The sequence below is a fragment of the Kribbella jiaozuonensis genome (genome assembly GCF_005233875.1).
Taxonomy (GTDB): domain Bacteria; phylum Actinomycetota; class Actinomycetes; order Propionibacteriales; family Kribbellaceae; genus Kribbella; species Kribbella jiaozuonensis.
In genome coordinates this window covers 673698-700352 of sequence record NZ_SZPZ01000002.1, presented here as the reverse complement: position 1 = coordinate 700352, position 26655 = coordinate 673698, and the positions used below count along the sequence as shown (strand labels likewise).

Below are 26655 nucleotides of genomic sequence, written 5' to 3'. Positions count from 1 at the left end.
GGCATCAACGTTCGCTGGCCGGAAGGTTCAGGTGCGCCCACACGGCACGCCAGACGACCTTCGCGGCCTCCCCTTCGGCCAGGGCCTCGACGACCGTGCGGCCGCCGAGTTCCTGTACCACCTGGGTCTCGGCCCAGGTCCGCGCGTACGCCGGACCGAGATGGTGATCCATCCGAGCCCAGAACTCCGTCAGTCTCATTCCTGCCCGTCATCGTTCCTCGGCGGCGGTCCCCAACCGCCCTGCTGCCCCGGCTGGGGTCCCGAAGGACCACCCTGCTGCGGCGGCCGCTGACCGTACTGACCAGGCTGCCCCTGGCCGGGCTGCTGTCCCCAGCCACCAGGGCCCTGCTGCGGCTGTCCCTGCTGAGGCGGCTGCTGCCCCGGTTGCGGACCCCACTGCCCCGGCTGAGGCTGCCCAGGGTACTGCGGCTGACCAGGCTGACCGCCGTACGGCGGCTGACCCTGCGGCGGCTGACCCGGATACTGCCCAGGCGGACCGTACTGACCAGGCTGTCCCGGCGGACCGCCGTACTGCCCAGGCTGCCCGGGGTACTGACCAGGACCAGGCTGCTGCCCGTACCCCGGCTGCCCCGGATACTGCCCCGGGCCGTACTGACCAGGCTGGCCGGGGTACTGACCCGGGAACGGCTGTCCGTAGCCCTGCTGCCCCCTGCGCCTGCGGCTGCGCAGGATGAAGAACACGACCGCGGCGATCGCCAGCAGCACCAGCACGATGATCACGATCAGCGCCCATGTCGGGAATCCGCTGCCGGCCTCGGACGTCAGCGAGATCTTGCCGAGCTTGTCGAGGCTGTCGTACGTCGCTGTGCGGCCGCTGATCTTCGCACCGTCGTCGTGCTCGAGGATCTTGCCCGGCATGGTGATCTTGAAGTTGACCTCGGGCTGAGTGCCGGACGGGACGCTGCCCAGATTGCCGGCCTTCACCGTGACCATGACCTTGTCGCCGTCCTTGCGGAAGCTGACGCCGTCGCCGCTGGAGCTGCCCATCTTGTCGAACGGGACGCTCTCGAAGGTGCAGTTCGAACCGACGTACTTGTCGTCCTCGAACGAGTTGCAGCTGACCCCTTCGGTGGTCGTCTGCTTGATGCCGCTCTCGATCTGTTGGCGGACCTTGTCGAGGGACTGGCCACTGGACTGCAGCAGCTGCTTGTCGACCCCGATCTTCATCGAGCCCGAGACCGTCTCGTTCGACCCGACCTTCAGATCGGCGTCGAGCTTCACACACCCGGTCAGAGCGACCAGGCAGGCAACGACGACGAGCGCTGCGCGTACGCGGTTGATCATGTCGCCGATCATTCCAGACGACGGGGACAACCTCTGCACCGGACGGAAAGCGTCTCCTCACCGTCTGCCACCAACCGCTCGTGAAAACTGTCGGCGGGACCCGGCAAGATGGTCAGCGTGAAGAAAACCAGCGCGTTGAGCCGGTTCTCGCCCGCGACCCGGGCGTGGTTCGGCGACGTCTTCGAGGCGGCCACCCCGGCCCAGCTCGAGGCGTGGGACGCCATCACCGCGGGCCGGGACGCGCTGGTGGTCGCCCCGACGGGATCAGGCAAGACGCTGGCAGCCTTCCTCTGGGCGCTCGACCGGCTGGCCACGACGCCCCCGCCGGACGATCCGAAGCTGCGCTGCCGGGTGCTGTACGTATCACCGCTCAAGGCGCTCGCGGTCGACGTCGAGCGCAACCTTCGTGCGCCGCTGATCGGCATCCGCGAGACTGCGCGCCGACTCGGTGAGGCGCCGATCGACGTCGAGGTCGCGGTGCGTTCGGGCGATACTCCGGCCAGCGAACGCCGACGGTTCGCCACGCGGCCTTCCGACGTACTGATCACCACCCCGGAGTCGCTGTTCCTGTTGCTGACCTCGCAGGGGCGGGAGTCGCTGCGAGGGGTTGAGACCGTCATCGTCGACGAGGTGCACGCGGTCGCCGGGACCAAGCGGGGCGCCCATCTGGCGCTCACACTCGAGCGCCTGGACACGTTGCTGCCGAAGCCTGCGCAGCGGATCGGTCTGTCCGCGACTGTGCGACCGGTGGAGGAAGTTGCTCGGTTCCTTGGTGGCGAGCGGCCGGTGACTGTGGTGCAGCCAAAGTTCACCAAGCAGTGGGACCTGAGCGTTGTCGTTCCGGTCGAGGACATGGCAGAGCTGGCCGCGACCGAGGTCGAGACCTCTGGATCCGCGGCCGGTCCACAGCAGCACGCCTCGATCTGGCCACACGTCGAGGAGCACGTCTTCGATCTGATCGCCCAGCACAAGTCGACGATCGTCTTCTCCAACTCGCGACGATTGGCCGAGCGACTGACCGCCCGGCTCAACGAGATCGCTGCAGAGCGGGCCGAGCTGGAGCTGCCGGAGTTGGGCTCGCCTGCACAGGTGATGGCTCAGTCGGGTGGATCCCTGGCCGCGCCTCCGTTGATCGCGCGAGCCCACCACGGCTCGGTCAGTAAAGAGCAGCGAGCGCTGATCGAGGCGGATCTGAAGTCAGGGCGGCTGCCTTGCGTCGTCGCGACGAGCAGCCTCGAGCTCGGCATCGACATGGGCGCAGTCGATCTCGTCATCCAGGTCGAGGCGCCCCCGTCCGTCGCGAGTGGGTTGCAGCGAGTGGGTCGTGCCGGTCACCAGGTCGGCGCGGTGTCGCGCGGCGTGCTGTTTCCGAAGTTCCGTGGCGATCTGATCGACACAGCCGTCGTCGTTCAGCGGATGCGCGACGGCATGATCGAGAGCTTGCACATCCCGGCGAACCCGCTCGATGTGCTGGCTCAGCAGATCGTGTCGATCGTTGCCCTCGACTCGGTGGACGTCGACGAACTGTTTGCTCTGGTGCGGCGCTGCGCACCGTTCGCCACACTGCCGAGATCGGCGTACGACGGTGTGCTCGACATGCTGTCCGGTCGGTACCCGTCGGACGAGTTCGCGGAGCTGCGGCCGCGGATCGTGTTCGACCGGGTGAGTGGCGAGATCTCCGGTCGACCCAGCGCGCAACGGCTCGCGGTGACGAGCGGCGGGACGATTCCGGATCGTGGGCTGTTCGGTGTGTTCCTGGTCGGCGAGTCGACGAATCATCGCGTCGGCGAGCTCGACGAGGAGATGGTGTACGAGTCACGCGTCGGCGACGTGTTCACACTCGGAGCATCGAGCTGGCGCATCGAAGACATCACCCACGACCGGGTGCTCGTCTCCCCCGCCCCAGGTCAGCCCGGCAGGCTGCCGTTCTGGAAGGGCGATGCGGTCGGGCGGCCGGCGGAGCTTGGTGCGGCGACCGGTGCATTCGTCCGCAAGATGGCGTCATTGCCGGCCAGCAAGGCAATCGATCGTGCGCGGACGGCGGGACTGGACGAGTACGCCGCCAACAACCTCGTGTCGTACCTCGCCGAGCAGCGGGACGCGACGAGCCGGGTGCCGGATGACGTGACGATCGTGGTGGAGCGATTCCGCGACGAGCTGGGCGACTGGCGGGTTTGCGTGCATTCGCCGTACGGCGGTCAGGTGCACGGCCCGTGGGCGCTTGCGATCGCGGCCCGGCTCCGGGATCGGTACGGGATGGACGCGCAGTCAGTCTCGGGTGACGACGGGATTGTGCTGCGGCTGCCGGAGACCGATGAAGCACCCCCTGGTGCGGATCTGGTGCTCTTCGACCCGGCTGACATTGAGGATCTGGTGACCACTGAGGTCGGCGGGTCGGCGTTGTTCGCGGCGCGGTTCCGGGAGTGTGCTGCGCGGGCGTTGTTGCTGCCGCGGCGTAATCCGGGGCGGCGATCACCGCTGTGGCAGCAGCGGCAGCGGGCGTCGCAGCTGTTGAGCGTGGCAAGCAAGTTCGGGTCGTTCCCGATCGTGCTCGAGACGCTCCGCGAGGTGCTGCAGGACGTCTACGATCTGCCGGCGTTGAAGGATCTGCTCACAGGGATCAGCGAGCGCCGGATCTCGGTCGTCGAAGTCGAGACGTCGGAAGCATCGCCGTTCGCGAAGTCCCTGCTCTTCGGCTATGTCGGCGCTTTCATGTACGAAGGCGACAGTCCGCTTGCCGAGAAGCGTGCGGCCGCGCTGTCGCTCGATCAGAGTTTGCTGGCTGAGCTCCTCGGGCGGACCGAGCTGCGGGAGCTGCTCGACGCGGAGGTCGTGCTGCGCACCGAGGCCGAGCTGCAGCGCTTGGCCGAGGATCGCAGAGCGCGCGACGCCGAGGGGCTGTTCGACGTACTGCGGATGATCGGTCCGCTGTCGTTGTCGGAGGCAACGCAACGGTGCGTCGACGGTTCGGATGCTGAATCGTGGCTCACCTCGTTGGCGGCCGCCCGTCGAGTGGTGCGGGTTCGGATCGCGGGTGAGCATCGCTGGGCAGTTGTCGAGGACGTGGCCCGGCTGCGGGACGCCCTCGGCGTGCCGCTGCCGCCTGGGGTCGCGGAGGCGCATGCGGAGCCGGTCGCCGATCCACTCGGCGATCTCGTGTCTCGGTACGCGCGAACGCATGGGCCGTTCCGGGCGATCGATCTCGCGACCAATCTCGGGATCGGGGTTGCCGTTGTCAGCGAAGCGTTGCGGCGACTTGGTGCAGCCGGACGAGTTGTGGAAGGCGAGTTCCTGCCGGGTGGGATCGCGCTTGAGTGGTGTGACAGCGAGGTCCTCCGACTGCTGCGGCGGCGATCCCTCGCTGCCTTGCGCAAGGAGGTCGAGCCGGTTGATCCGTCCGCGCTGGCCCGGTTCCTGCCTGCATGGCAAGGGATCACGAGCAGCCGCGGTCGCGGGTACGACGTACTGCTCGGCGCCGTCGAGCAGCTAGCAGGATGCGCGGTGCCGGCGTCGGCGCTGGAGTCGATCGTGCTGCCGTCACGAGTGCCTGGGTATCAGCCGTCGATGCTGGACGAGCTGACGGCGACGGGCGAAGTGGTGTGGGCAGGATCGGGTTCGCTGCCGGGCACGGATGGGTGGGTGTCGCTCCATCTGGCAGACAACTGCGACCTGACGTTGCCCGATCCGGATCCGGATCTCGAGCTGGGTGAGACGCATCAGGCTGTGCTCGATGCATTGTCGGGCGGTGGCGCGTTCTTCTTCCGCCAACTCAGCGATGCGGTCGGATCCGCAAACGGCGTCGTAGAGGACGAGACGTTGGTCGGCGTCCTCTGGGATCTCGTCTGGGCCGGGTACCTCACCAATGACACTCTCACCCCGGTCCGATCGCTCGTCGGCGGCGGGCGAGGCAGTCATCGAACCCGTCGTACGACGCCTCGCGCACGGCCGGGTCGTCCGATGCGTCCCGGGCGGCCTGCGATGCCCGCGCGGAGTGGTCCGCCGACTGCGGGTGGGCGATGGTCGTTGCTTCCGGCCCGCAGTTCGGATGCGACCCGACGGGCGCATGCGGCAGCGGAGACGCTGCTGGATCGCTACGGGATCGTCACGCGTGGGTCGGTCATCACGGAGCGGACGCCCGGTGGATTCGCCGCCGTTTACAAGGTGCTCAGCGCATTCGAGGAGTCCGGGCGGTGCCGGAGGGGGTACTTCGTCGCAGGGCTCGGGGCTGCTCAGTTCGCTCTGCCTGGAGCTGTGGATCGGTTGCGCGCGCTCGCGGAGCTTTCGACCCCGGCCTCGCCAGGGTCTGACGGTCCGTTTGGTCCTGCCGGACGATTCGGGCCGGGTGGCTCCCGGCCTGGCGGTGGTGGCCGTGGCAGGAAGGACGAGGAGCTGACTGCGCGGGCCGTCGTACTCGCGGCTTCCGATCCCGCGAATCCGTACGGAGCTGCGCTGCCTTGGCCCGAGCGAGAGAGCGCAGGTGGGCACCGTCCAGGCCGGAAGGCTGGTGCGTTGGTCGTGATGGTCGACGGGCAACTGATCGTGTACGTCGAACGCGGCGGGCGGACCGTGCTGAGCTTCACCGAGGATCCCGACCTGCTTCAGCCGGCGGTTGATGCGCTGGCGTTGTCGATCCGGGATGGCCAGCTCGGCAAGCTGAGCGTCGAGACGGCCGATGGTGAGCAGGTTCGGCACACGGCGTTCGGCGATGCGCTGGCAAAGGCCGGTTTCCATGCGACACCGCGTGGTCTGCGCCTGCGGGCTTGACGTCGGGAGCGATCGGTCATGCCCGAAGGAGACACTGTCTGGCGAGCGTGTAAACGGCTCAACCAGGCTCTCGCCGGTCAAGAGCTCGTGCGTACGGATTTCCGTGTGCCTTCGCTCGCGACGACCGACCTGAGCGGTCGGACGATGCTCGAAGTAGTTGCTCGCGGCAAGCACATCCTGATGCGACTCTCCGGTGGGTTGACGCTGCACAGTCATTTCCGGATGGACGGCAGTTGGCATCTGTACCGGCCGGGTGAGCGATGGCACGGCGGGCCCGATCATCAGATCCGTGCAGTCCTCGAAACCGCACCGTGGACGGCTGTCGGTTATCGGCTCCCGGTCCTGGACCTCGTCGCGACCGACGATGAGGACAGCGTGGTCGGTCACCTCGGACCTGATCTGCTGTCCCCGTCATTCGACCGCGCACTCGCGATCGCGAATCTCGAGTCCGACCCCGGTCAGACGGTCAGTGAAGCACTGCTCGACCAGCGGAACCTGGCCGGGATCGGCAACTTCTATCGGACCGAGGTCTGCTTTCTGCTCGGTCTGCACCCGTGGCGCCCGATCTCGGCCGTCGACGTCCCAGCAGCGGTCGACCTCAGCCGAAAGCTCATGAAGGCGAATGTCCGCAACGGCACCCAGGTCAGCACCGGCGTCGACCGGCCAGGACAACGCTCCTGGGTGTTCGAACGCGCCGGCAAGCCCTGCCACCGCTGCGGCACGACGATCCTGACCGCGACGCTTGGCGAACCGACCCGCGAACGGGTCACGTACTGGTGCCCTGCTTGCCAACCCGAGAGCTGACCGGCCAGAACTGGCCTGTGGACAACGCCGCCGGCAGACAACAACACGGATATCTTCTCTGACGCATCGAACAAATGTTCGATCGGAGAGGAGAGGGCGATGTGCGACCGGTGCGGCGGAGTGAGCAACGAGCAGATCTCGCGGCAGATCGAGGACAACATCCGGACCTTTGGCTGGACGATGCAGTACGTCGAGGGCGACGGCGGCCGCAATCCAGCCTTCGGGTACACGCTGGGGCTCAGCCTCTACCGGCATCCGGAGATCATCGTCTTCGATCCGGAGCCGTGCTGGGCCTTTCTCGGGCTCAAACCGCTGGCGTGGGCGGTGATGGGCGGGGCCGTATTCGACGAGGGTGACGACCTGGCCGGCTTCTTTCCGCCTCCGGAGACAGCTCAGCTGCTCCGGTTTCCGGACTCGATCCACCACATGTACACGGCGAACCAGATGTTCCGGCAGCCGGGCGATCCACCGCTGCCCGCGCTGCAGTTGCTCTGGCCGTCGCGCGTGGCATTGATCCGGCCGTCCGACAGCAGCCCGACTCCTGATGGGAGTGGGCGATGACCAGGGGCTCAGGCCGCGGAGGCCACAACCTCCGGCTCGATGGTCGGGTGCGCCAGCACCAGAGCCTCTTCGCGGGCCAGATCCTCGCTCACCTCGGCGAAGACCGTCGACAGCGGCACATCGAGCGCCGTACAGATCGCTGCCAGCAGCTCACTGGAGGCTTCCTTCTGCCCGCGCTCGACCTCGGACAGGTAACCGAGGCTGACGCGTGCGTCAGCGGACACCTCGCGGAGAGTGCGCCCCTGGCGCAGCCGCTTACGCCGCAGCACGTCGCCCAGCAGGCCACGAACCAGCACCATGAGGTTTCTCCCTTCCGCCTGTCCGGCCGCTTCTACTCGCACGGTAGCTCGACCGTAGGAACCAACGGTACCTGTTGCTGGGTCACTACCCCTCGCAACGTCCACCTTCGGTGCGCCGCGCCACTCCGCCTTACCTGTCACCATGCTGGTCCCAACACCTCGTTCAGTCGAGTTCTTCCGCCACAACAGCGGCTCCGAGTTCGAGGACGGCCTGCACACTCCCCCGTCGTACGGCTGACCGGTCACCGGACAACTGCAGTTTGCGCACCTGCACGGACCCCGGTCCAGCCGCCGCGACGTACACCGTGCCGGCCTCGATGGCCGCCTGCGGGTCCGGACCGGCCACACCGGTCGTGGCGAGCCCGTAGTCCGCCTCCAGACGCTCCCGTACGCCGCTGGCCAAGGCGGCAGCCGTGTCCGCATGGACCGGGCCTACAGCAGCCAGCAGGTCCTCAGGCACGCCGGCGAGCTTGGCCTTCAGATCAGTCGCGTAGACGACCACGCCACCCCGATACACAGCCGACACCCCCGGCACATCCGTCAGAACCGCCCCGACCATCCCACCTGTCAACGACTCAGCGGTGGCAACCGTCACGCGACGCTCCATCAATAGCCCCACCAACCGCTCGACCGCCGCCTCAAGCCCGTCCTCAGCCACCCGAAACCTCCCGCGCACTCGATCTGTACACATCGCATTGTTGAACAAGAACCAGCTGGCGCCGCATCTGACGCGGGTGACTGCTCAGGGTGTGCTGAGGACTACGAATCTGCCAGCCACGCCAGCATCTGACCACGCAACCAGCAGCGGCCTACCGATTCGGCCTGCAGGGTCGAATGGCTGAAGACAGCTAGACCGATGATGCTGTGCCCGGACGCAGGACGGTCACCGAAGGTGGGGATCGCCGGCGCGACTCCAACTCCCTCCACCGAAACCCACGCGACTGGCCGGTTGGTCGCCGCTGCATCGAGACGTTGCAGGAAGCGCAGACGGCTCTCCAGCGGCAAGTCCGAGAGCGCCCATGTCGTGGTGACCACGGGCAGGGCATCTGCTGGCACGCGAGCAATTGCATCCGGCAGCAGATCGACAGCGTCGCCCTGCATCAAGAACGGAGGCGCCGACGCCGCCAACTCGAGCTCTCCTTCGAGCCTGGCGGTCTGCTCCGGTTGGTCCGGTGGCAGGCAAGCGCGCAACCACCGAGCCTCATCCACGTCGCTCGTATCAATCGGCTCGGGGTCGATGCCGATTCGGGCAACAACCTCAGGCATCGCGTGCGTCGGAACAGCCTGTTCCTTCACGATTGACGCCGATGCCTGCACAGGAGATGACGGGTCTCCCAGCGTTTGCCCGTTGCCGTAGGTGATGCCGACGCGATCGACGTTCAGGTTGAAGCCAGCCGAGCAACCCACGTCGATCAGCCCAACCGCGCCCGCGCCAACCCTGCGCGCCACCTCGGCAATCGCCGGATACAACACGGCGTGATTGCCACCGACATTCCCCCGCACCTTCCGCCCCGAGACAACACCCACCACAGCCTCGGTCATCTCCACCAACGTCCGAACCGCAGCTTCGACAGCAGAGTCGCTGTCGAAGCCAGCCTCGACGTCCATCCCCTCGGCCGCGCTCGCCTCAAGGCCTACAGCTGACCGCAACCCAGCCTCCGTGCGTACGAGGCCGGCGGGTGCTGGCTTGACAGATGCCGGGTCGGCGGATGCGGGGGCCGCATGTGCCGGCGAGACGGCTGCGTTGTAGGCGGTGGTGAGGGTTGGGGATTGGCCGGTTAGGGCTAGGTGGTGGAGGGCGGCGACGATTAGGGCGGGGTTTCGTTTGCGGGTGGGGGCGGACTCGATTGCGCGGAGGGCGGCGTTGGACTCGCTCAGGGCTCGGGCCAGGCGCTCGTAGAAGGGCGAGATCTTGGGGGCGTCGACTTCCGCGAAGCGGCGGTAGGTCTGCGCGAGCTTGCTGTGGTTGCCCGTGGACCCCGCAATTCGAGCTGTCGACCTCGGCACCTCAGGGAGTCTAGTCATCCGACCGGCCACGCGACCCGATGTACGGAACCGTCGGGCACGCGGTGCAGCGTGCGGAACCATCCGGCACGTCACGCGGCGTACGGAACCATCCGGCACGTCACGCGGCGTACGGAACCATCCGGCACGTCACGCGGCGTACGGAACCATCCGGCGCGTGACGCGGCGTACGGAACCGTCGGGAGCGGGATGCGGCGTACGGAGCGATCGGTGAGGTGGTGGCCGGTTGGTGGTTGGGGGTGGGCTGCGCGGGTGGTGCGTGGGGGTTATGGGAGGGGGCGTTTGGCGGCGGCGCGGAGGCGGAGGGCTCGGCCTACGTAGTCGAGGCCGGTGATGATGGTGACTATTACGGCGGCGGCCATGATGGTGATGGCGGTCCAGTGGAGGATTTTGAGGTCCTGCCACGGGAGCAGGTAGAGGCCCAGGGCGATCGCCTGGAGGACGGTTTTGAGTTTGCCGCCTCGGCTGGCGGGCATGACGCCGTGGCGGATTACCCAGAAGCGGAGGGCGGTGACGCCCCATTCGCGGACCATCACGACGATCGTGACCCACCACGGGAGTTCGCCCAGGTAGGAGAGGCCGAGAAAGGCGGCTCCGGTGAGGGCTTTGTCGGCGATGGGGTCGGCGATCTTGCCGAAGTTCGTGACCAGGTTCCAGCGGCGGGCGATGTCGCCGTCGAAGCGGTCGGTGACGATCGCGACCACGAACGCGGCGGTCGCGAGCAGGCGGTTACTGTCGGTGTGACCGCCTTCGCGGAGCAGGAGCCAGACGAACAGCGGTACCAGGACCAGCCGCAGGACCGTGAGCGCGTTCGGCACGTTCCAGGCGCTGGGCGCGTGGAGATGGCCGCCCGCGGCGCGCGGCGCCGGGTTCGTTGGCGGGTTGGTCACGCGGTCAGATTAGCTGCCGGACGGCTGTCCGGGGTGCTCACGAGCGCGGCAAACTCGGCGATCAGGTCGACACCGTCGCTCGCCACCACCTTCGCAGACACCAGATCGCCGACCCGCACCCCGTCCGGCAGCCCGGTCACCGTCGTCGACCCATCCACCTCAGGCCCCTGATGCGCAGCCCGCCCCTCACCGGTCCGCCCGGCGGCAGCCGGTACAGGAGCGTCCAGCCCAGCCCCGTCCAACGCGACGCCGTCGTCCACTTGCACCCCGTCCACGTCGGCGTCCAGCTCATCGGCGTCCAGCTCATCGGCGTCCAGGTCGTCTGTGGATTCGAGGAGGACTTCGAGGAGTTCGCCGATGCGGGATTCGGCTCGGGCGGAGGTTAGGTCTTCGGCCAGGCGGGTTACTCGGTCGAGGCGGGTGGCGATGGTGTCTTCGTCGAGTTTGCCGTCGTAGGTTTCGGCTTCGGTGCCGTCCTCGTCGGAGTAGCCGAAGACGCCGATCGCGTCGAGGCCGGCGCGGGACAGGAAGTCGCAGAGGATGTCGACGTCTTGCTCGGTCTCGCCCGGGAAGCCGACGATGACGTTGCTGCGGATGCCGGCGGTCGGGGCGGTGGCGCGGACCTGGGCGATCAGTTCGAGGAAGCGCTCGGAGTCGCCGAAGCGGCGCATCCGGCGCAGGAGCGGGCCGGAGGCGTGCTGGAAGGAGAGGTCGAAGTACGGGACGACGCCCGGGGTGGAGGTCATCGCGCTGATCAGCGTCGGGCGCATCTCGGCGGGCTGCAGGTACGACACACGGACGCGGATGATGCCGGGGACCTGGGCGATCTCGCCGACGAGGGTCTCGAGCAGGCGGAGGTCGCCGAGGTCCTTGCCGTACGAGGTGGAGTTCTCGGAGACGAGGAAGAGCTCGCGTACGCCGTTCTCCGCCAGCCATTCGGCCTCGCGGAGTACCTCGGCGGGGCGGCGGGACATGAAGGCGCCGCGGAACATCGGGATCGCGCAGAACGCACAACGGCGGTCGCAGCCGGAGGCGAGCTTCAACGGCGCCATCGGGCCGCCGTCGAGGCGTCGACGCATCACGCGGGGACCGCTGGCCGGTGCGGCCGCGAGGTCGGGGGCGTCGATCTTCAGCTCTTCCGGCGCACCGGTGACGAACCGTCCCTTGAGACCGTCGCCGGGCTCACCGGAACCCGCAAGCGCGGAGGCGTCCTTGGGCCGAAGCTGCTCGGGGATGTGTGAACCGACGACAGCCGCGCGCCCATCAGCAGTCGGCTGGTCGGCGGTCGTGGGCTCGTGCGCGGTGCTCGGCTGGTCGCCGTGGCCCGGGACGGCTACTCCTGGGGTGGAGTGGCGGTCGGCGGGGGCGAGTGGGAGGAGTTTGCGGCGGTCGCGCGGCACGTGGGGCTGGTGTTTGTTGCCGGCGAGGATGGAGCGGAGCCGGTCCGAGATGTCGGTGTAGTCGTCGAAGCTCAGCACCGCGTCGGTCTCCGGGAGAGCCTCGGCGAGCTGGTCGCCGTACCGTTCGGCGAGGCAGCCGACTGCTACGACGGCCTGCGTGCGGCCGGAGTCCTTGTAGTCGGCGGCGGCCAGCAGGGTGTCGACGGAGTCCTTCTTCGCGGCCTCGACGAATCCGCAGGTGTTGACCACCACCGTGTCCGCCTCAGCGGCGTCGTCGACCAATCGGAAGCCGCCGGCCTCGAGCCGGCCGGCCAGTTCCTCGGAGTCGACATCGTTGCGGGCACAGCCCAGCGTGACCAGGGCGACGGTGGTGGGTTGCGTATTCATCACCATGAGTATGACTCGCCGTGCACTCCCCGGCCTAACTCAGCAGCGCATCTCACAGCACGATCAGGAGCTGCCGGCGGTCTTGCTGAGAGTCCCGTTCGGGTGGGCGGTGAACTTGTAGAGCTTCGTCGGGACCCGCTTGCCGTTCAGCGTGACGATGAGGTTGCCGGGATTGCCGACGGTCACGCGGATGTCGCCGGAACTGGTCACCGACTGCGCGATACCGGGACTGAGACGCCCCTGGAACAGGCGGCGGTTCTTCTTGTCGCGGACCGTCAGGTACGTGCCGTCGTTCTTCGCCGTCAGCGTCAGCGCGGTCATCAGCACCGGCGGCTTGGCGGTCGTCGGCTTCTGGGTGGGCCGGACGGTCGGCGTCACCGGCGCCTTGGGGGTCGGCGTCGTGACGGTCGCCGTAGTGACCGCGGTCTTCGACGCGTTCGCCTCGATGTCGCTGGGCAACGTGAACAGCCGGACCATCCCCCAGCCCATCAGGATGACCAGGATCGCGCCGACCACGATCGCCCAGCGCGGGCGGGCCGGGCGGAGCGTCGGGCCCTTGGCCGCGGCGCGTTCCTCGCGACGGGCCTTCTCATCCTCGACCGCGTGCTCGGCGTCGAACGCAGCGATCAGCGGAGCGGGATCGGCCTTGACCACGCGAGCAATGGATCGGATGTGCCCACGGGCGTAGAAGTTCCCGCCGCAGCGGGAGAAATCGTCGGCCTCCATGGCGATCAGCAGCCCGGTTCTGATCCGGGTCGCAGCGCTCAGCTGCTCGATCGTCATGTCGGCCCGCTCGCGGGCCGCCGTGAGATCGCTGCCGATGCTCACTTCCCCACCATCCTCTCGTTCGTCCGACCATCTGTGCGGACCGCCGACGTCACTCGCCGGACCGCAGACATCAAGTCAACGGCCTTGGTACGACGGGGTCACGCACGAGTCAGAGTTGTTCCCTGACCGGACATCTGGCATCCGCGAGCATGTGCAACGCCTGCACCACTGCCCCGTTCGACGGCCGTGCCGTCAACCCGAACGGTATCGCGAGTGAGGATCCCGTCAGTCGACGGTTGGCATCAGTTGTCTTGCGGGACGAACTCGGCATCGCACCGAGGATCGGCCCAGGATCCTGCAGATGTACGGCGATCCGCCCGTCGTCGAGCGGATGCCGGCGCTGCAGCACCGTCACCTCTTCAATGTCTTCCCACCGGGTGCCGATCCATTCGTTGCCGATCCGCAGCCGGATGCCGACGTCGTCGGCGACGAGCATCTCCCCCACCGTCAGCGCGCGGGCGCACACCACAGCAAGTACGGCGAAGCCCGCCGCGGCGATCCAGCGCAGGATCCCGGTCGGACTCGTGGACGCCGACGCGGCGAAGCCGAGCGCGACCAGTGCGGCGCCGACGGCCAGTCCGCCGTGCACCTTCTGGGAGGCGCGGACGGTGAACGGCACGGGCTTGGGGTCGACGTCGAATCGATCCTGCCTGGGCAGTGCGCTCGCGGCGGTCACGCTGTCACTCTCCTCGGAGGGTGGTGATGAAGTCCTCTAGGTCGTCAGGCTTGACCAGGACGTCCCTGGCCTTCGAACCTTCACTGGGACCGACGACGCCGCGGCTCTCCAGGATGTCCATCAGCCGGCCGGCCTTGGCGAAACCGACGCGGAGCTTACGCTGCAACATCGACGTCGAGCCGAACTGGGTGGAAACGATCAGCTCGGCGGCCTGCACCACCAGGTCGAGATCGTCGCCGATCTCGTCGTCGAGGTCCTTGCTCGGACCGGCCGCGACCGTGACGTCCTCGCGGTACGTCGGCTCGAGTTGCGTCTTGCAGTGCTCGACCACGCCGCGGATCTCGGACTCCGTGACCCACGCGCCCTGGATACGCATCGGCTTGCTCGCACCCATCGGCAGGAACAGACCGTCACCCTGACCAACCAGCTTCTCCGCACCCGGCTGGTCCAGGATGACGCGGCTGTCGGCCAGCGACGAGGTCGCGAACGCCAGCCGCGACGGCACGTTCGCCTTGATCAGACCGGTGACGACATCCACCGACGGCCGCTGCGTCGCAAGCACGAGGTGGATACCGGCCGCGCGCGCCAGCTGGGTGATCCGGACGATCGAGTCCTCGACGTCTCGCGGCGCGACCATCATCAGGTCGGCGAGCTCGTCGACGATCACCAGCAGATACGGGTACGGCGTGAGCACCCGCTCGGACCCTGGCGGCGGCTTGACCTTGCCGCCGCGGACGGCCTTGTTGAAGTCGTCGACGTGCCGGAAGCCGAACGCCGCGAGGTCGTCGTACCGCATGTCCATCTCGCGGACGACCCACTGCAGCGCCTCGGCCGCCTTCTTGGCGTTGGTGATGATCGGCGTGATCAGGTGCGGGATGCCCTCGTAGTTGTTCAGCTCGACCCGCTTCGGGTCGACCAGGATCATCCGTACTTCGTCGGGCGTCGCGCGCATCAAGACCGACGTGATCAGCGAGTTGACGAACGACGACTTACCCGAGCCGGTCGCACCCGCGACCAGGAGGTGCGGCATCTTCGCCATGTTCGCGACGACGAAGCCGCCTTCGACGTCCTTGCCGAGGCCGGCCACCATCGGGTGGTGATCGTTGCGGGCGGTCGCCGAGCGGATCACGTCGCCGAGGCTGACGATCTCCTTGTCGACGTTCGGGATCTCGATACCGATCGCGGACTTGCCCGGGATCGGCGACAGGATGCGTACGTCGGCCGATGCCACCGCGTAGGCGATGTTCTTCGACAGCGCGGTGACCTTCTCGACCTTCACCGCCGAACCGAGCTCGACCTCGTACCGCGTGACTGTCGGACCGCGGGTGTAGCCGGTGACCTGGGCGTCGATGCCGAACTGCTCGAACACCTCGGTCAGCCGGTCGACGACCTGGTCGGACGCCTTGGTCCGGGCCTTGTGCACCGAGCCGGGCTTGAGCATCTGCCCGTCCGGCAGCGTGTACGTGATGTCGCCGGACAGGCTCAGCTGCTCGACGCGCTGCGGCAGCGGCGTGTGCGGCGGCGGCTCAGGCGGCGGCGCCGACGGCTTGCTCGGCACAGCGGCCGCCTCGAAGGCCGGCTCGGCGCTGACGTCAGAAGCGTCGACGTCGTACGCGTCCTCCTCCGTCGCAGGGGCCTTCGACTTGCGCCCGCGCTTGGAGATCTCGCGGCCCTCGAGCACCGGCGAGTCGTACGGCTTGACCGTCGGCTCGCCATCCTCTTCGAGCTCTGCCGCCTTCGCCCGGCGCTGCTTGCGCGTCAGCCGGACGGTGTCGTCGGTCGGCGCGGCCACCACGGACGGAGCGTCCTCGGGCAGCGCCGTACGTCCCATCAGTACGTCGAAGGCCGCGCGGAACCGCAGCGGGATCGCGTACACCGGCGTACCGGTGATGACCAGCGCGCCGAAGATCGAGAGCAGGACCAGGAGCGGCGCAGCGACGTACTGCGTGAGCAGGTCCGACAGGAACGACGAGATGAAGTACCCGATCGCGCCGCCGGCGTCACGCAACGGGCCGTCGGCCGGGTTGCTCGGCCGGGGCAGACCGTTGGCGATGTGGATCAGGCCGAGTACGCCGAGGCAGACCGCGGTCCAGCCGATCACCTGACGACCCGCCGGGCCGTTGTGGTCCGGGTGCCGCAGGGTGCGGATGGCGATGAGCAGCAGCATCAAGGGCAGCGCCCAGCCGAGCATGCCGATGCTGCCGCCGACAACCGTGCGTACGCCGTTGCCGACCGCGCCCGGGAGGTCCCACCAGATTGCGGCGGCCACGACGACCGCCAGACCGATCAGGAACAGGCCGGCGCCGTCACGGCGATGCTCCGGCTCGAGGTCGCGGGCGCTGTGGCCGATCCCCCGCACCATGCTGCCGAGCAGATGGGCGATGCCGATCCAGACCTTCACCACCCCGCGACACAGAGCGAGCATGGCGGCCGCGAACGGGCCCGGTCCGCTGTTATTGGGCGTGCTGGTCCGCGCAGCGGATGATCCACCGCGCTTCGTGCTCTGCCCACGCTTCTGGGCGCCGGACGGACGGGAGCGTCCACCAGCAGCCGAACGAGCCGTGCTCGGCCGTTTGGCTGCCGACTTCTGCGCCCGCGCCGGGGAAGACGTGCGGGTCGCCATACTGATCAGGCTACCCCGATAACCCCTTGAGTCCCATGTGTCACACGCCGATCACGCTGCCCCATCCGTAGCGTCACAGCGTGACCACGCGTCTCCGCAAGCGGAGCAGTTGCCAGACGACGACGTAGCAGGTCAGCGCGGCGAGAGCGCCCGACACCAGGCCGGAGAGGGCCAGCCGCACCGCCGTTTCCCCGCTCAGGGCGCCGTCTGCCCGGCCGACTTCGACGACCGCGCCGGCGAACGCGAGCAGCAGTCCGGCGACAAGCACGACGTACCTCGCCCAGGGCGCGACCAGGTCACGGGGAGTGACCGACGGCGGCGTACGGCGGTACCAGCGGTAGAGCCAGATCGCCAGGACCAGGCAGCCGCCGAGCGTGCTGGCGTACTGCAGGATGCGGTTGACGTCCCACGCCGGCGTCACGGCAGCGCGAAAGACGCCTGGGAAGTGGCGGACGAAGTAGCCGTCCCCGTGGGTGAAGGAGTCCCAGACGACGTGAGTGACCGCGCCGAGGATGGCCGAAACCACCGTCCAGGGCAGGCGCGGGGCTTCCGACGAAGGCAGGCGTGCGGCGAGGGGTCCCGGAGCAAGCGCGATGAGGGGTCGCTTGAGGACGAGGTTGAACACCGCGAGCAGCAGGAGCGCCAGAAGCGGGTCGAGCCACAACGCCGACGTGAACTCATGTGTCAGCGTCAGCGTGAAGTTGCCGTTGATGTACTGCGTGGCGAACCGGTAGATCGGGTCGACGTACAGCAGGTCAGGCGCCACCGCGCCGGCGACCAGGGCTGACGCCACGAGAGGTCGCCGGATCAGCGGGAGGACCGCCGCGGGGTGGGCGAGGGTGAACGGCATTTACGCGCCCGTGGTGCCGTCGAGCTGTTCGCGCAAGAGGTCGGCGTGACCGCAGTGCCGGCCGTACTCGCCGATCAGGTGGATGTAGATCATCCGCAGCGTCGACTCGGTCCCGCCGAACGTGAAGCGGTCGTCCAGCGAGTGATCGGCGGCCGCCTCGTCGGAGAGCTTCCACTCCGCGATCAGACCCTCGTACGCCGCCTGCGCGTCGTCTGCATCGATCAGCTCGAAGTCCGCGTCCTTGCCGAGCTCGGGCGCGAACAGCGGCTCGGCCGGCGTCTCCGCGAAGTGGATCCGGAACCAGATCCGCTCGACCTTGGTCAGGTGCCGGATCAGCCCGAGCAGCGAGAGGTTGGACGGCGGCGACGGCCGCTCCGCGAGCTGCGAGGCGGTCAGTCCGGCGCACTTGAACAGCAGCGTGGTGCGGTAGAAGTCCAGATAACCCTGCAGCAGCTCGCGTTCGGGCGCGGTCAGCGATCCGTCCGGTCGCTCGACGGCGGGTGCTCTCCAGGTCATCGTTTTCCTCGTTGTCTCGCGATGTGTTCGTCAATCTCATCAAATGAGATAGCCACTGGCGGTGCCCGTGGCCGGTTCGTTACCGTACTCGGCAGGTCATGAGTGTCAGCGACAAGCCCCGGCTCGCTGGCCGGCAACCCTCCTCCGCGGTGGGGTGCCCCGGGTGAAGACCAGGCCGTGCGGATACCCCGCTCGGCAAGTGCGGACTTCCTGGGAGCAGCAGCATGTCGATTCTCTCCATCCTCGAGCCTGCCAGTACGACGACGCCCCGCCTGACCGTGGCGCACCGAAGCACCGGCAGCATCCCCGCCACCGTCGGCTCCGACCTACTGGTCCCGCTGGCCGACGGCCGGGTCACCGACTACGCGAATTTCGACCACGGCGCGAGCGCCCCGTGTCTGGAGTCCGTCCGGGCCAGCGTGGAGGCGGCGCTGCCGTCGTACGCGTCGGTGCACCGTGGCAACGGGTACGCGTCCCGCATCACCACGCAGTGGTACGAGCGGGCTCGTGAAGAGGTGCATGCGTTCGTCGGCGCGCGTTCCGACGACCAGGTGATCTTCACCCGCCAGACCACCGACGCGCTCAACCTGCTGGCCCGCGCGGTGCCGGCGGACGCGACCGTGATCGTGTTCGAGTCCGAGCACCACGCCGCCCTCCTCCCTTGGCCGGCCGAGCGCACTGTTCGCCTCGCCGCGCCGTCCAGCTCCACAGAAGCCGTCAAGAAGGTTGCCGACGCACTCCGCGAAGCTCCCGAAGGCCCGCGGCTCGTCGTGATCACCGGCGCCTCGAACGTCACCGGCGAGATCTTCCCGATCGCGGAGATCGCCAAGGTGGCCAAGGCCCACGGCGCGCGGGTCTGCCTCGACGCCGCGCAGCTGGCCCCGCACCGTCCGGTCGACATCTCCACCCTCGATGTCGACTGGGTCGCGCTGTCCGGTCACAAGCTCTACGCGCCGTACGGCGCCGGCGCGCTGATCGGCCGCTCCGACTGGCTCGACGCCGCCGACCCCTACCTGTACGGCGGTGGCGCGACGCACGCGGTCACCGAAGACACCGTGGTGTGGGCGACCGGCCCGGCACGGCACGAGGGCGGCTCCCCGAACGTCATCGGAGCCATTGCCCTGGCGAGTGCCTGTGCCGCGATCAGCAAGCACCGCGACGCGATCGAGCAGCACGAGCGCAGTCTGCTGGCCCGCCTGCGTACCGGGCTCGCCCAGATCGACGGCGTCACGACGTACTCGATCTTCGGCGAGGATGCGGACCGCGTCGGCACCGTCTGCTTCACGATCGCCGGCCTGACCTCGACACTCGTCTCTGCGGCACTCAGCGCGGAATACGGCGTCGGCGTACGTGACGGCAAGTTCTGCGCGCACCCGCTGGTCGGCCACCTCCTCGCCGACTCCCCCGAGCACGGTACGGCGGTTCGCGCCAGCCTCGGCCTCGGGACGACGCGCGAGCACGTCGACCGCCTCGTCAACGCAGTACGCACGCTGGCCACCAGTGGTCCGCGGGCGGAGTACGCGGAGACCGCGCACGGCTGTCAGCCGTCCGACGATCCCCGCGACCTCCAGGCTCCGCGCATCTGGTGATGCAGCAGCCCTCCTACTGCTCAGGAGGTACGAGACCTACATGGTGAGCAGCGAACGCCAGTAGGTCCGCCCACTCCGCCGCGACCATCGCGGCAGGCTTGCCGAAGCCATGGCCGGTGTTGACCTCCACCCGAGTCAAGACGGGCTGCGGACCGGTCTGGGCATGCTGCAGCGCCGCCATGAACTTGTGACTGTGCAACGGAACCACCCGGTCGTCATGGTCACCTGTGACCACCAGCGTCGCCGGGTACGAGGTGCCGTCGCTGACGCGATGCAATGGCGAGTAAGCCAACAGGTCCTCGAACTGCTCCGGATCGTCGGGCAGACCGAAGTCGGACGCCCACGCCGCCCCCACTGTGAACTTGTGGAAGCGCAGCATGTCCAGCACGCCGACACCGGGTAGTGCGACCGCGAACAGATCCGGCCGCTGTGTCATGACCGCTCCGACGAGCAGTCCGCCGTTGCTGCGACCGTGCACAGCCAGCTGCGCCGGAGTGGTGACGCCGGTGTCGCGCAGGTGCTCAGCGACCGCGATGAAGTCGTCGAAGACGTTCTGCTTGTTCTTCAATCGGCCGGCGTCGTGCCACTCGGTCCCGTACTCACCACCGCCGCGCAGGTTCGCGATGACCAGCACTCCCCCGGCCGCCAACCACGCCGGCCAGCCGGGCCGGTAGTCGGCCTGGATCGGGATGCGGAACCCGCCGTACCCCCACATCAGCGTCGGACGCGGAGTGGAGAAGTCGAGGTCCGACCGTGTGATCAGGAAGTACGGCACGTCGCGGCCGGCCGCGAGCCGGCGGGTCACCGTGACCTGTGGCGGCGTGAAGCCGCCGGATCCGCGGACCAGCTCCGGCAGCGCGCGTACGGCGCGTGACCCGGTCGAGACGACGTACGACAGCGTGGGGTCCGTTGTCGTCGACAGGCCGATGAACAACTCGTCGTACTCCGGTCCGGCGTGCAGATCGACCACGCCACCACCAGGTACGTCGACCACACGCTGGCCGGAGCCGTCGAGACCGTAAAGGGTCAGCACGGGCTGTGCGTCGACGAGCGTCAGCGTGGCCAGGCCGTCCGCCGTACCGCGGACTGCTTGCAGCGTCGCCTCGCCCTCGGGGATGAGGTCGGTGAACTCACCGTCCAGCGACGACAGCACCACGCGGCCGCGCGAGGCGTCGCGGTCGGTCCGCAGTACGAGCTGATCGCCGGACATCCGTACGAAGGCGATCTCGTCGGCGAACGAGTCCACGACCTTCACCGGGTCGCCCAGCCCGTCCGCCGTGATCGGGTAGACCCAGAGACGGGTGGCCGGATCGGTCCCCTCGGTGATGTGGACGACGAGGTACCGGTCGTCCTCGGACACCTCCGGCGCGAGGAAGATCTGGTCCTCACCGGGGAAGCTCAGCACCAGCTCGTCCTCGGACTGCGGCGTGCCGACCTTGTGCAGCGTCAGCCGCCCACCGGTCAGTGACTTCGTCTCGGTCCCCTCGCTGCGCCCGCTCGACGGGTAGTGCAGATAGAGGTACGCCGAGCTGTCCGGCAACCAGACTGCCTCGCAGAACTTGGCCTCGGACACCACGTCGTCCACCTGCTTACCGGTGGCGATGTCGAGCAGCCGGAACGTCGTCCAGTCGCTGCCGCTCTCGTTGATGCCGTACGCGAAGTACTTGCCGTCCGGGCTGACCGTGAACGTGCCGAGCGAGTCGGTGCCGCCCTCGGACAGCGTGTTCGGGTCGATCAGCACCCGGCCGCCGGAGAGCAGTTCGTCGAGCGACTCGGCGACGTAGATGACGTCCTGGGCCTGGGTGCCGTCGTTGCGGCCGACGAAGTACCAGCCTGCTTTCTTGGACGGCACACCGGCACGCGGGCGAGCCAGGATCGCGGACATCGTGGTCTGGAACCACTCCCGCTCGGGGTAACCGGAAAGCTCGGCCTGGGTGAACTCGTTCTGCCTCTGGACCCAGTCCTGGGTGTCCGGCGAGTCAGGATCTTCCAGCCAGCGATACGGATCGGCGATCTCGCGACCGTGCAGGGTCTCGACCACATCGTCGCGGCGGCTCTCGGGATAAGCGGTCATGACGCCAACCTAACCGAGCAGCGTCGTACTCACCCCGCTCCGGTGGGCGGCATCCCGCACAGGCGCCGGAGCCGGGTGAGTACGACGGGGCCCACTCAGTGGTGGGCCGGGGTGAGGTCCTTCGTCCAGAGCACGTCGCCGAACAGGTTGCGCAGCGAGACCTTGAAGACGCCGGTCCGCGGGTCGATCTCGGTGTGCCCGAAGAACTGGTTGCCACCCGCCGGCGATTGGCTCGGGAAGTCGGCCGCCTTCGAGAACACGACCTCCGGCCCGAACGTGCTGTCCAGCGCGTTCGGCCCGAACGTACCGGCGTTGATCGGGCCGGCCACGATCTCCCAGAACGGGTCGAAGTCCGTGAACGCCGCGCGGGACGGGTCGTAGTGGTGCGCTGCGGCGTAGTGCACGTCGGCGGTCAGCCAGACCGCGTTCCGCACCTTGCGCTTCTTGAACTGGCTCAGCACCCAGGCGATCTCGTGCTCGCGGCCGCCGGGAGCACCCGGCAGACCGTTCGCGACCGCCTCGATCAGGTCGCCGTCCGGCACCAGCAGGCCGAGCGGCATGTCGCTGGCGATCACCTTCCAGGTCGCCCGCGACGCCGCGACCTCGCGGACCAGCCAGGCGGCCTGCTCGGCGCCGAGCATCGCGACCGGCCCGACGGTCGACGGCACCGGGTTCGCGCCGCGGTACGTGCGCATGTCCAGGCAGAACACGTCGAGCAGCGGACCGTAGCTCACCTTGCGGTAGATCCGGTCACGCCCGGACACGTGCTCCATCGGCAGGTACTCGAGGAACGCCTTCTTCGCCCGCGCGGCGAGGACATTGACGCGCTTCTCGGTGTACCGGTCGTCGGTGAGGATCTCGCCCGGGTACCAGTTGTTCAGCGTCTCGTGGTCGTCCCACTGCGCGACCAGCGGTACGTCGGCGTACAGCGAGCGGACGTTGGCGTCCATCAGGTTGTACTTGTACCGGCCGCGGTACTCGGCCAAGGTCTCGGCGACCTTCGAGACCTCCTCGGTCACGACGTTCTTCCAGACGGTGCCGTCGGCAACCTTCAGCTCGGCCTGCAGCGGGCCGTCGGCGTAGATGTTGTCGCCGGAGTGCAGGAAGAAGTCCGGCCGCGTCTCGTGCATCGCCTTGTACGCGATCATCCCGCCGAGCTCCGGGTTGATGCCGTACCCCTGCCCCGCGGTGTCGCCGGTGAACACGAACGAAACTGGCCGGTTGCGGCCCGGCGTGGTGAACGAGCCGTCGAGCGTCTGACCGATCCGGCCGTTCGCGTCCTCGAAGCCGAGGCGGTAGTCGTACCGCTGCCCCGGCCGCAGCCCGCGCAGCGGCAGCCGCGCGGTGAAGTCGTCGTCGGCCGAGGTCTTCGGGCCGCGCAGGTGGATCGCCCGGTCGAACCGGCCGTGACTCGTCAACTGTGCGACCAGACGGCCCGGCCGGTCGGTCTTCGACCAGACGACGGCCGAGGACGGAGTCACGTCGGCACTGGCGATCCCCGACGGCAGGGTGGGCCGGTCGCGGCGGACGAGATTCGGAGCAGCAGAGGCCATACCTGGTACGGCGAAGGTGGCTCCGGCAGCCGTGGATGCGGCCAAGAGCTGGCGGCGACTCAGTTTCATGACCCGAAGGTGCGCCCCGCTGATGACGGTCAGGTGAAAGCCGGGCGAACTGGGTCTCAAATCGCCCGGGGAGCCTGACGCCAACTTGTGCGCGGCTACTCGACGTGGTTCCGTTGGGACCTCAGCACCCTTCTCGTGACGCTGCCCTGGACCTGGTAGCGCATCGACCGATGCACTACAGGAACCGAGGCGTCTCTCATGTCACAGCTGCTTGCCGAAGACCACGATCCGTTACGGGCTCAACACCGACATACGAACCTCTACACCGACCTGCTCCGCACGGTCCGTGAGCTGGGTCTGCTCAAACGACGTCGCGGCTACTACTTCATCCGGATCGGCCTCGTCGTGGCCGCGTTCATCGGGGTCTGGGTCGGTTTCGGTCTGCTCGGCAACTCCTGGCTGCAGCTGCTGATGGCAGGTGCGCTGGCGCTCGTGCTCACCCAGGTCGCGTTCCTGAGCCACGACAGCGCGCACCGCCAGATCTTCGACTCGGCCCACTGGAACGACTGGACCGCACGGCTGCTGGCCGGCGGACTGGTCGGCATGAGCGCGAGCTGGTGGCGGTCGAAGCACAGCCGGCACCACCAGGCGCCGAACCAGCTGCAGAAGGACCCGGACATCGACATCGGCGTCATCGCGTTCACCCCGGAGCACGCCGGCCGGCGTACCGGCTTCCAGGCCTGGCTGACCCGTCGCCAGGGCTGGCTGTTCTTCCCGCTGCTCACCCTCGAGGGCCTCAGCCTGTACGTCGCGAGCGTCCAGCACCTGCTCCGCCGCTCGGCGACCAAGGTCGAGCGGATCGAGGCCGCGATCGTGGTCAGCCGCCTGGCCGCGTACCTGACCGTGCTGTTCCTGCTGCTGCCGATCGGCAAGGCGGGAGCATTCCTCGGCCTGCAGCTCGCGATCTTCGGCATCTGCCTGGGCGGTTCGTTCGCGCCGAACCACAAGGGCATGCCGCTCGTCCCGGCCACGATGAAGCTCGACTTCCTGCGCCGCCAGGTGCTGATGTCGCGCAACATCCGCGGCGGAGTGTTCACCGACTTCGCGATGGGTAGTCTCAATTACCAGATCGAGCATCACCTGTTCCCGAACATGCCCAGCCCGACGCTCCGGCGGGTCCAGCCGATCGTGCGCGAGTACTGCGAGCTGCACGGAGTGAAGTACACCGAGGTCAGCCTGCTGTCGTCGTACCGGATCGTCGTCGATTACCTGAACAACGTCGGCCTCCGGGCCCGCGACCCGTTCGAATGCCCGCTCGTAGCGACCTACCGGGGGTAGCACTTTGCCAAGCCGACCTCGCCGGGCCATCTGGCCGCACGCCCGGCGTCACGCCACGACCTCACCCTGGCCAGCGTGAGCGCGCAACAGCAGTACGTCAGCATGTACACGGACCTCCTGCGGACCGTGCGTGAACTGGGTCTGTTCCGCCGTCGGCAGGGCTACTACTTCACCCGCATCGGCATCGTCGGCGGCGCCCTGCTCGGCGTCGTGGCCGGCATGATCCTGCTCGGCAACACCTGGCACCAGCTCTGGCTCGCGGGCGCACTGGCGCTCGTCCTGGTGCAGGTCGCCTTCCTGAGCCACGACAGCGCGCATCGGCAGATCTTCCACTCGAACGCGCGCAACGACTGGACCGCACGCATCCTGGCCGGCTGCATCCTCGGCATGAGTGCGAGTTGGTGGCGCAGCAAGCACAACAAGCATCACGCCGCTCCGAACCAGACCGACCGTGATCCCGACGTCCAGCTCAAGGTCCTCGCCTTCACCCCCGAGGCGGTCGTCGAGCGCGGACCGATCGGCCGATGGCTCGCCGCCCGGCAGGGCTGGTTCTTCTTCCCGCTGCTCACCCTCGAAGGCGTCGGCCTGCATGCCTCGAGCCTGCGGCACCTGCTCCGCAAGGACGCGAGCCGCGCGGACCGCATCGACGCGATCGTGATCGCGTCACGGATCACGACGTACGTCGCCGCGCTCTACCTGCTGCTGCCGCCCGGGAAGGCCACCGCGTTCCTCGGGATCCAGCTCGCGGTCTTCGGAGTGCTCCTCGGCGCCGCGTTCGCCCCGAACCACAAGGGCATGCCGATCGTCCCGGCCGGATCCAAGCTCGACTTCCTCCGCCGGCAGGTGCTGATGTCGCGGAACATCCGCGGCGGCATCCTCACCGACTTCGCCATGGGCGGGCTGAACTACCAGATCGAGCACCACCTGTTCCCGAGCATGCCGCGCCCGACGCTGCGGCGGGTCCAGCCGATCGTCCGCGAGTACTGCGAGCTCCAAGGCATCGCGTACTCCGAGGTCGGCCTGTTCGCGTCGTACCGGATCGTCGTCGACTACCTGAACAACGTCGGCCTGCGCGCCCGCGACCCGTTCGACTGCCCGCTGGCGGCCGAGCTCCGATCAACGCGGGGGAATCTCGCCTGAGCCCCGGATCGTCAGCTTCACCGGGACCCGGACCGTGCGTCCGGGCCGGTGCGGCTCCGGAAGGCGCTCGGTCATCAGCTGGATAGCGGTCCGCGCCATCACGTCGGCCGACTGTGCGACCGCGGTCAGGCCCGGGCTGAGCAGATCCCCCAGCGCGAGGTCGTCGAACGACACCAGCGCCACCTGATCGCGACGGCCGGCCAAACCACGCAGTACCTCTGCCGTCGTCATGTTGTTTGCCGACAGCAACGCAGTGGCCGGCTCGGCCCGATCCAGTACGGCGGAGAGCGTGATGCCGATGCCCTCGGTCGTCGGCTCGGACAGGTGGACCAGGTCCTCGTCCACCTCGATGCGGTGCCGGGCCATCGCCGCCCGGTACGCGACCACGCGCTCCCGGGCGGTGAAGATCCGCTCGTCGTCGCCGAGGTAGGCGATCCGGCGGTGACCCTGGCGGACCAGGTGGTCGATCGCCTGGTCGATCCCGCCCGCGTTGTCGGCGAGTACGGCGTCGGCCTCGATGCCGTGCGCGGGACGGTCGATCGTGACGACCGCCATCCCGGCGTCGACATGCGGCGCGAGGTACTCCTGGGTCTCGCCGATCGGCGCCATGATCAGCGCGTCCGGCCGGCGGGCGACGAACTCGAGGCAGACGTCCTTCTCCCGCTCCGGGTCCTCGTCGGTCAGCCCGATCATCACGACCGAGCCGGACGAACGCGCCCACAGCTCGACCGCGCGGCCGAGCGAGGCGAAGAACGGGTCGCCGATATCGCGAATGACCACGGCGATCGTCCCGGTCTTGCCGCGGCGCAGCATCCGGGCGGACTCGTTCGGCGTGTAGTTCAGGTCCTTGATCGCGGCCTGGACCTTGGCCGTCAGCTCGGGGCTGACGTTCGGCTCTTCGTTCACCACCCGGGAGACGGTCTTCAGTGCGACCCCCGCCCGGGCGGCGACCTCCTTCATCGTGGGCCGGCGCTGACCCGTCCCGTTCACCCCGCTGACACTCATCGCCGGCCCACCCTTTCCT

At 68.3% G+C, this 26655-nt stretch carries 21 protein-coding genes and 1 riboswitch; of the genes, 6 read left to right on the top strand and 15 right to left on the bottom strand.

What is annotated here, in order from left to right; genetic code table 11:
* Window positions 1-4: 4 nt before the first annotated feature.
* A complete protein-coding gene (locus FDA38_RS14885; RefSeq protein WP_134098478.1) occupies window positions 5-199 on the bottom strand; it encodes a DUF3046 domain-containing protein in 195 nt (64 codons plus the stop codon).
* Window positions 196-1305, bottom strand: coding sequence for an LppM family (lipo)protein (locus FDA38_RS14880; RefSeq protein ID WP_137254621.1), 1110 nt, complete (start codon window positions 1303-1305; stop codon window positions 196-198). The genes FDA38_RS14885 and FDA38_RS14880 overlap by 4 nt, the downstream gene beginning before the upstream one ends.
* A 108-nt stretch (window positions 1306-1413) precedes the next feature.
* Here FDA38_RS14880 and FDA38_RS14875 point away from each other — a divergent pair, with 108 nt between their 5' ends.
* The 3 genes from FDA38_RS14875 to FDA38_RS14865 all read left to right on the top strand — a co-directional run bounded on the left by FDA38_RS14875 (window position 1414) and on the right by FDA38_RS14865 (window position 7434).
* Complete coding sequence (locus FDA38_RS14875; RefSeq protein WP_137254620.1) at window positions 1414-6069, top strand: ATP-dependent helicase; 4656 nt, start codon at window positions 1414-1416, stop codon at window positions 6067-6069.
* Between the two features lie 18 nt (window positions 6070-6087).
* The gene (locus tag FDA38_RS14870; protein ID WP_137254619.1) at window positions 6088-6873 is read left to right on the top strand and encodes an Fpg/Nei family DNA glycosylase; all 786 of its coding nucleotides are present in this window, start codon (window positions 6088-6090) and stop codon (window positions 6871-6873) included.
* A gap of 120 nt (window positions 6874-6993) precedes the next feature.
* Window positions 6994-7434 carry a DUF4262 domain-containing protein gene (locus FDA38_RS14865; RefSeq protein WP_170989742.1) on the top strand — a complete coding sequence of 147 codons (441 nt, stop codon included), beginning with the start codon at window positions 6994-6996 and terminating at the stop codon, window positions 7432-7434.
* A gap of 8 nt (window positions 7435-7442) precedes the next feature.
* Here FDA38_RS14865 and FDA38_RS14860 read toward each other — a convergent pair whose 3' ends face one another.
* From FDA38_RS14860 to FDA38_RS14810, 10 genes are all read right to left on the bottom strand, one after another.
* On the bottom strand, window positions 7443-7733 hold the full coding sequence (locus FDA38_RS14860; protein ID WP_137254617.1) for a helix-turn-helix domain-containing protein: 291 nt from the start codon (window positions 7731-7733) through the stop codon (window positions 7443-7445).
* A gap of 163 nt (window positions 7734-7896) precedes the next feature.
* Window positions 7897-8391: a CinA family protein gene (locus FDA38_RS14855; RefSeq protein WP_267901749.1), complete on the bottom strand. Its 495-nt coding sequence runs from the start codon at window positions 8389-8391 to the stop codon at window positions 7897-7899.
* Between the two features lie 101 nt (window positions 8392-8492).
* Window positions 8493-9740 carry a DUF2332 domain-containing protein gene (locus FDA38_RS14850; RefSeq protein ID WP_202877691.1) on the bottom strand — a complete coding sequence of 416 codons (1248 nt, stop codon included), beginning with the start codon at window positions 9738-9740 and terminating at the stop codon, window positions 8493-8495.
* 284 nt (window positions 9741-10024) lie between these two features.
* Window positions 10025-10648 carry a CDP-diacylglycerol--glycerol-3-phosphate 3-phosphatidyltransferase gene (gene pgsA, locus FDA38_RS14840; RefSeq protein WP_137254615.1) on the bottom strand — a complete coding sequence of 208 codons (624 nt, stop codon included), beginning with the start codon at window positions 10646-10648 and terminating at the stop codon, window positions 10025-10027.
* Entirely contained in the window at window positions 10645-12441 is a 1797-nt protein-coding gene (locus tag FDA38_RS14835; protein WP_137254614.1) for a MiaB/RimO family radical SAM methylthiotransferase, read from the bottom strand. Before FDA38_RS14835 ends, pgsA begins: the two co-directional genes overlap by 4 nt.
* Before the next feature lie 57 nt (window positions 12442-12498).
* Window positions 12499-13263, bottom strand: coding sequence for a helix-turn-helix domain-containing protein (locus tag FDA38_RS14830; protein ID WP_233714722.1), 765 nt, complete (start codon window positions 13261-13263; stop codon window positions 12499-12501).
* A gap of 109 nt (window positions 13264-13372) precedes the next feature.
* A complete protein-coding gene (locus FDA38_RS14825) occupies window positions 13373-13939 on the bottom strand; it encodes a hypothetical protein (RefSeq protein ID WP_137254613.1) in 567 nt (188 codons plus the stop codon).
* A gap of 4 nt (window positions 13940-13943) precedes the next feature.
* The gene (locus FDA38_RS14820) at window positions 13944-16562 is read right to left on the bottom strand and encodes an FtsK/SpoIIIE family DNA translocase (RefSeq protein WP_202877690.1); all 2619 of its coding nucleotides are present in this window, start codon (window positions 16560-16562) and stop codon (window positions 13944-13946) included.
* Between the two features lie 73 nt (window positions 16563-16635).
* Window positions 16636-17412, bottom strand: a complete 777-nt coding sequence (locus tag FDA38_RS14815) for a DUF4184 family protein (RefSeq protein WP_137254612.1) — start codon at window positions 17410-17412, stop codon at window positions 16636-16638.
* Window positions 17413-17928 carry a DinB family protein gene (locus tag FDA38_RS14810; protein ID WP_137254611.1) on the bottom strand — a complete coding sequence of 172 codons (516 nt, stop codon included), beginning with the start codon at window positions 17926-17928 and terminating at the stop codon, window positions 17413-17415. It abuts the gene before it with no gap.
* Window positions 17929-18022: 94 nt separating this feature from the next.
* A riboswitch (SAM riboswitch) is annotated at window positions 18023-18136 on the top strand.
* Window positions 18137-18152: 16 nt separating this feature from the next.
* Here FDA38_RS14810 and FDA38_RS14805 point away from each other — a divergent pair.
* Window positions 18153-19517, top strand: coding sequence for an aminotransferase class V-fold PLP-dependent enzyme (locus FDA38_RS14805; RefSeq protein ID WP_137254610.1), 1365 nt, complete (start codon window positions 18153-18155; stop codon window positions 19515-19517).
* A 13-nt stretch (window positions 19518-19530) separates the two neighbouring features.
* Here FDA38_RS14805 and FDA38_RS14800 read toward each other — a convergent pair whose 3' ends face one another.
* On the bottom strand, window positions 19531-21591 hold the full coding sequence (locus FDA38_RS14800; RefSeq protein ID WP_137254609.1) for a prolyl oligopeptidase family serine peptidase: 2061 nt from the start codon (window positions 21589-21591) through the stop codon (window positions 19531-19533).
* 95 nt (window positions 21592-21686) lie between these two features.
* Window positions 21687-23213: an alkaline phosphatase D family protein gene (locus tag FDA38_RS14795; protein ID WP_137254608.1), complete on the bottom strand. Its 1527-nt coding sequence runs from the start codon at window positions 23211-23213 to the stop codon at window positions 21687-21689.
* Between the two features lie 198 nt (window positions 23214-23411).
* Between FDA38_RS14795 and FDA38_RS14790 the strand changes: the two genes are divergently transcribed.
* Window positions 23412-24491, top strand: a complete 1080-nt coding sequence (locus FDA38_RS14790; protein ID WP_137254607.1) for a fatty acid desaturase family protein — start codon at window positions 23412-23414, stop codon at window positions 24489-24491.
* A 75-nt stretch (window positions 24492-24566) separates the two neighbouring features.
* A complete protein-coding gene (locus FDA38_RS14785) occupies window positions 24567-25631 on the top strand; it encodes a fatty acid desaturase family protein (protein ID WP_233714721.1) in 1065 nt (354 codons plus the stop codon).
* Here the strand turns inward: FDA38_RS14785 and FDA38_RS14780 are convergent.
* Window positions 25608-26636 carry a LacI family DNA-binding transcriptional regulator gene (locus tag FDA38_RS14780; RefSeq protein ID WP_137254606.1) on the bottom strand — a complete coding sequence of 343 codons (1029 nt, stop codon included), beginning with the start codon at window positions 26634-26636 and terminating at the stop codon, window positions 25608-25610. The genes FDA38_RS14785 and FDA38_RS14780 overlap by 24 nt on opposite strands.
* Between the last annotated feature and the right edge of the window lie 19 nt (window positions 26637-26655).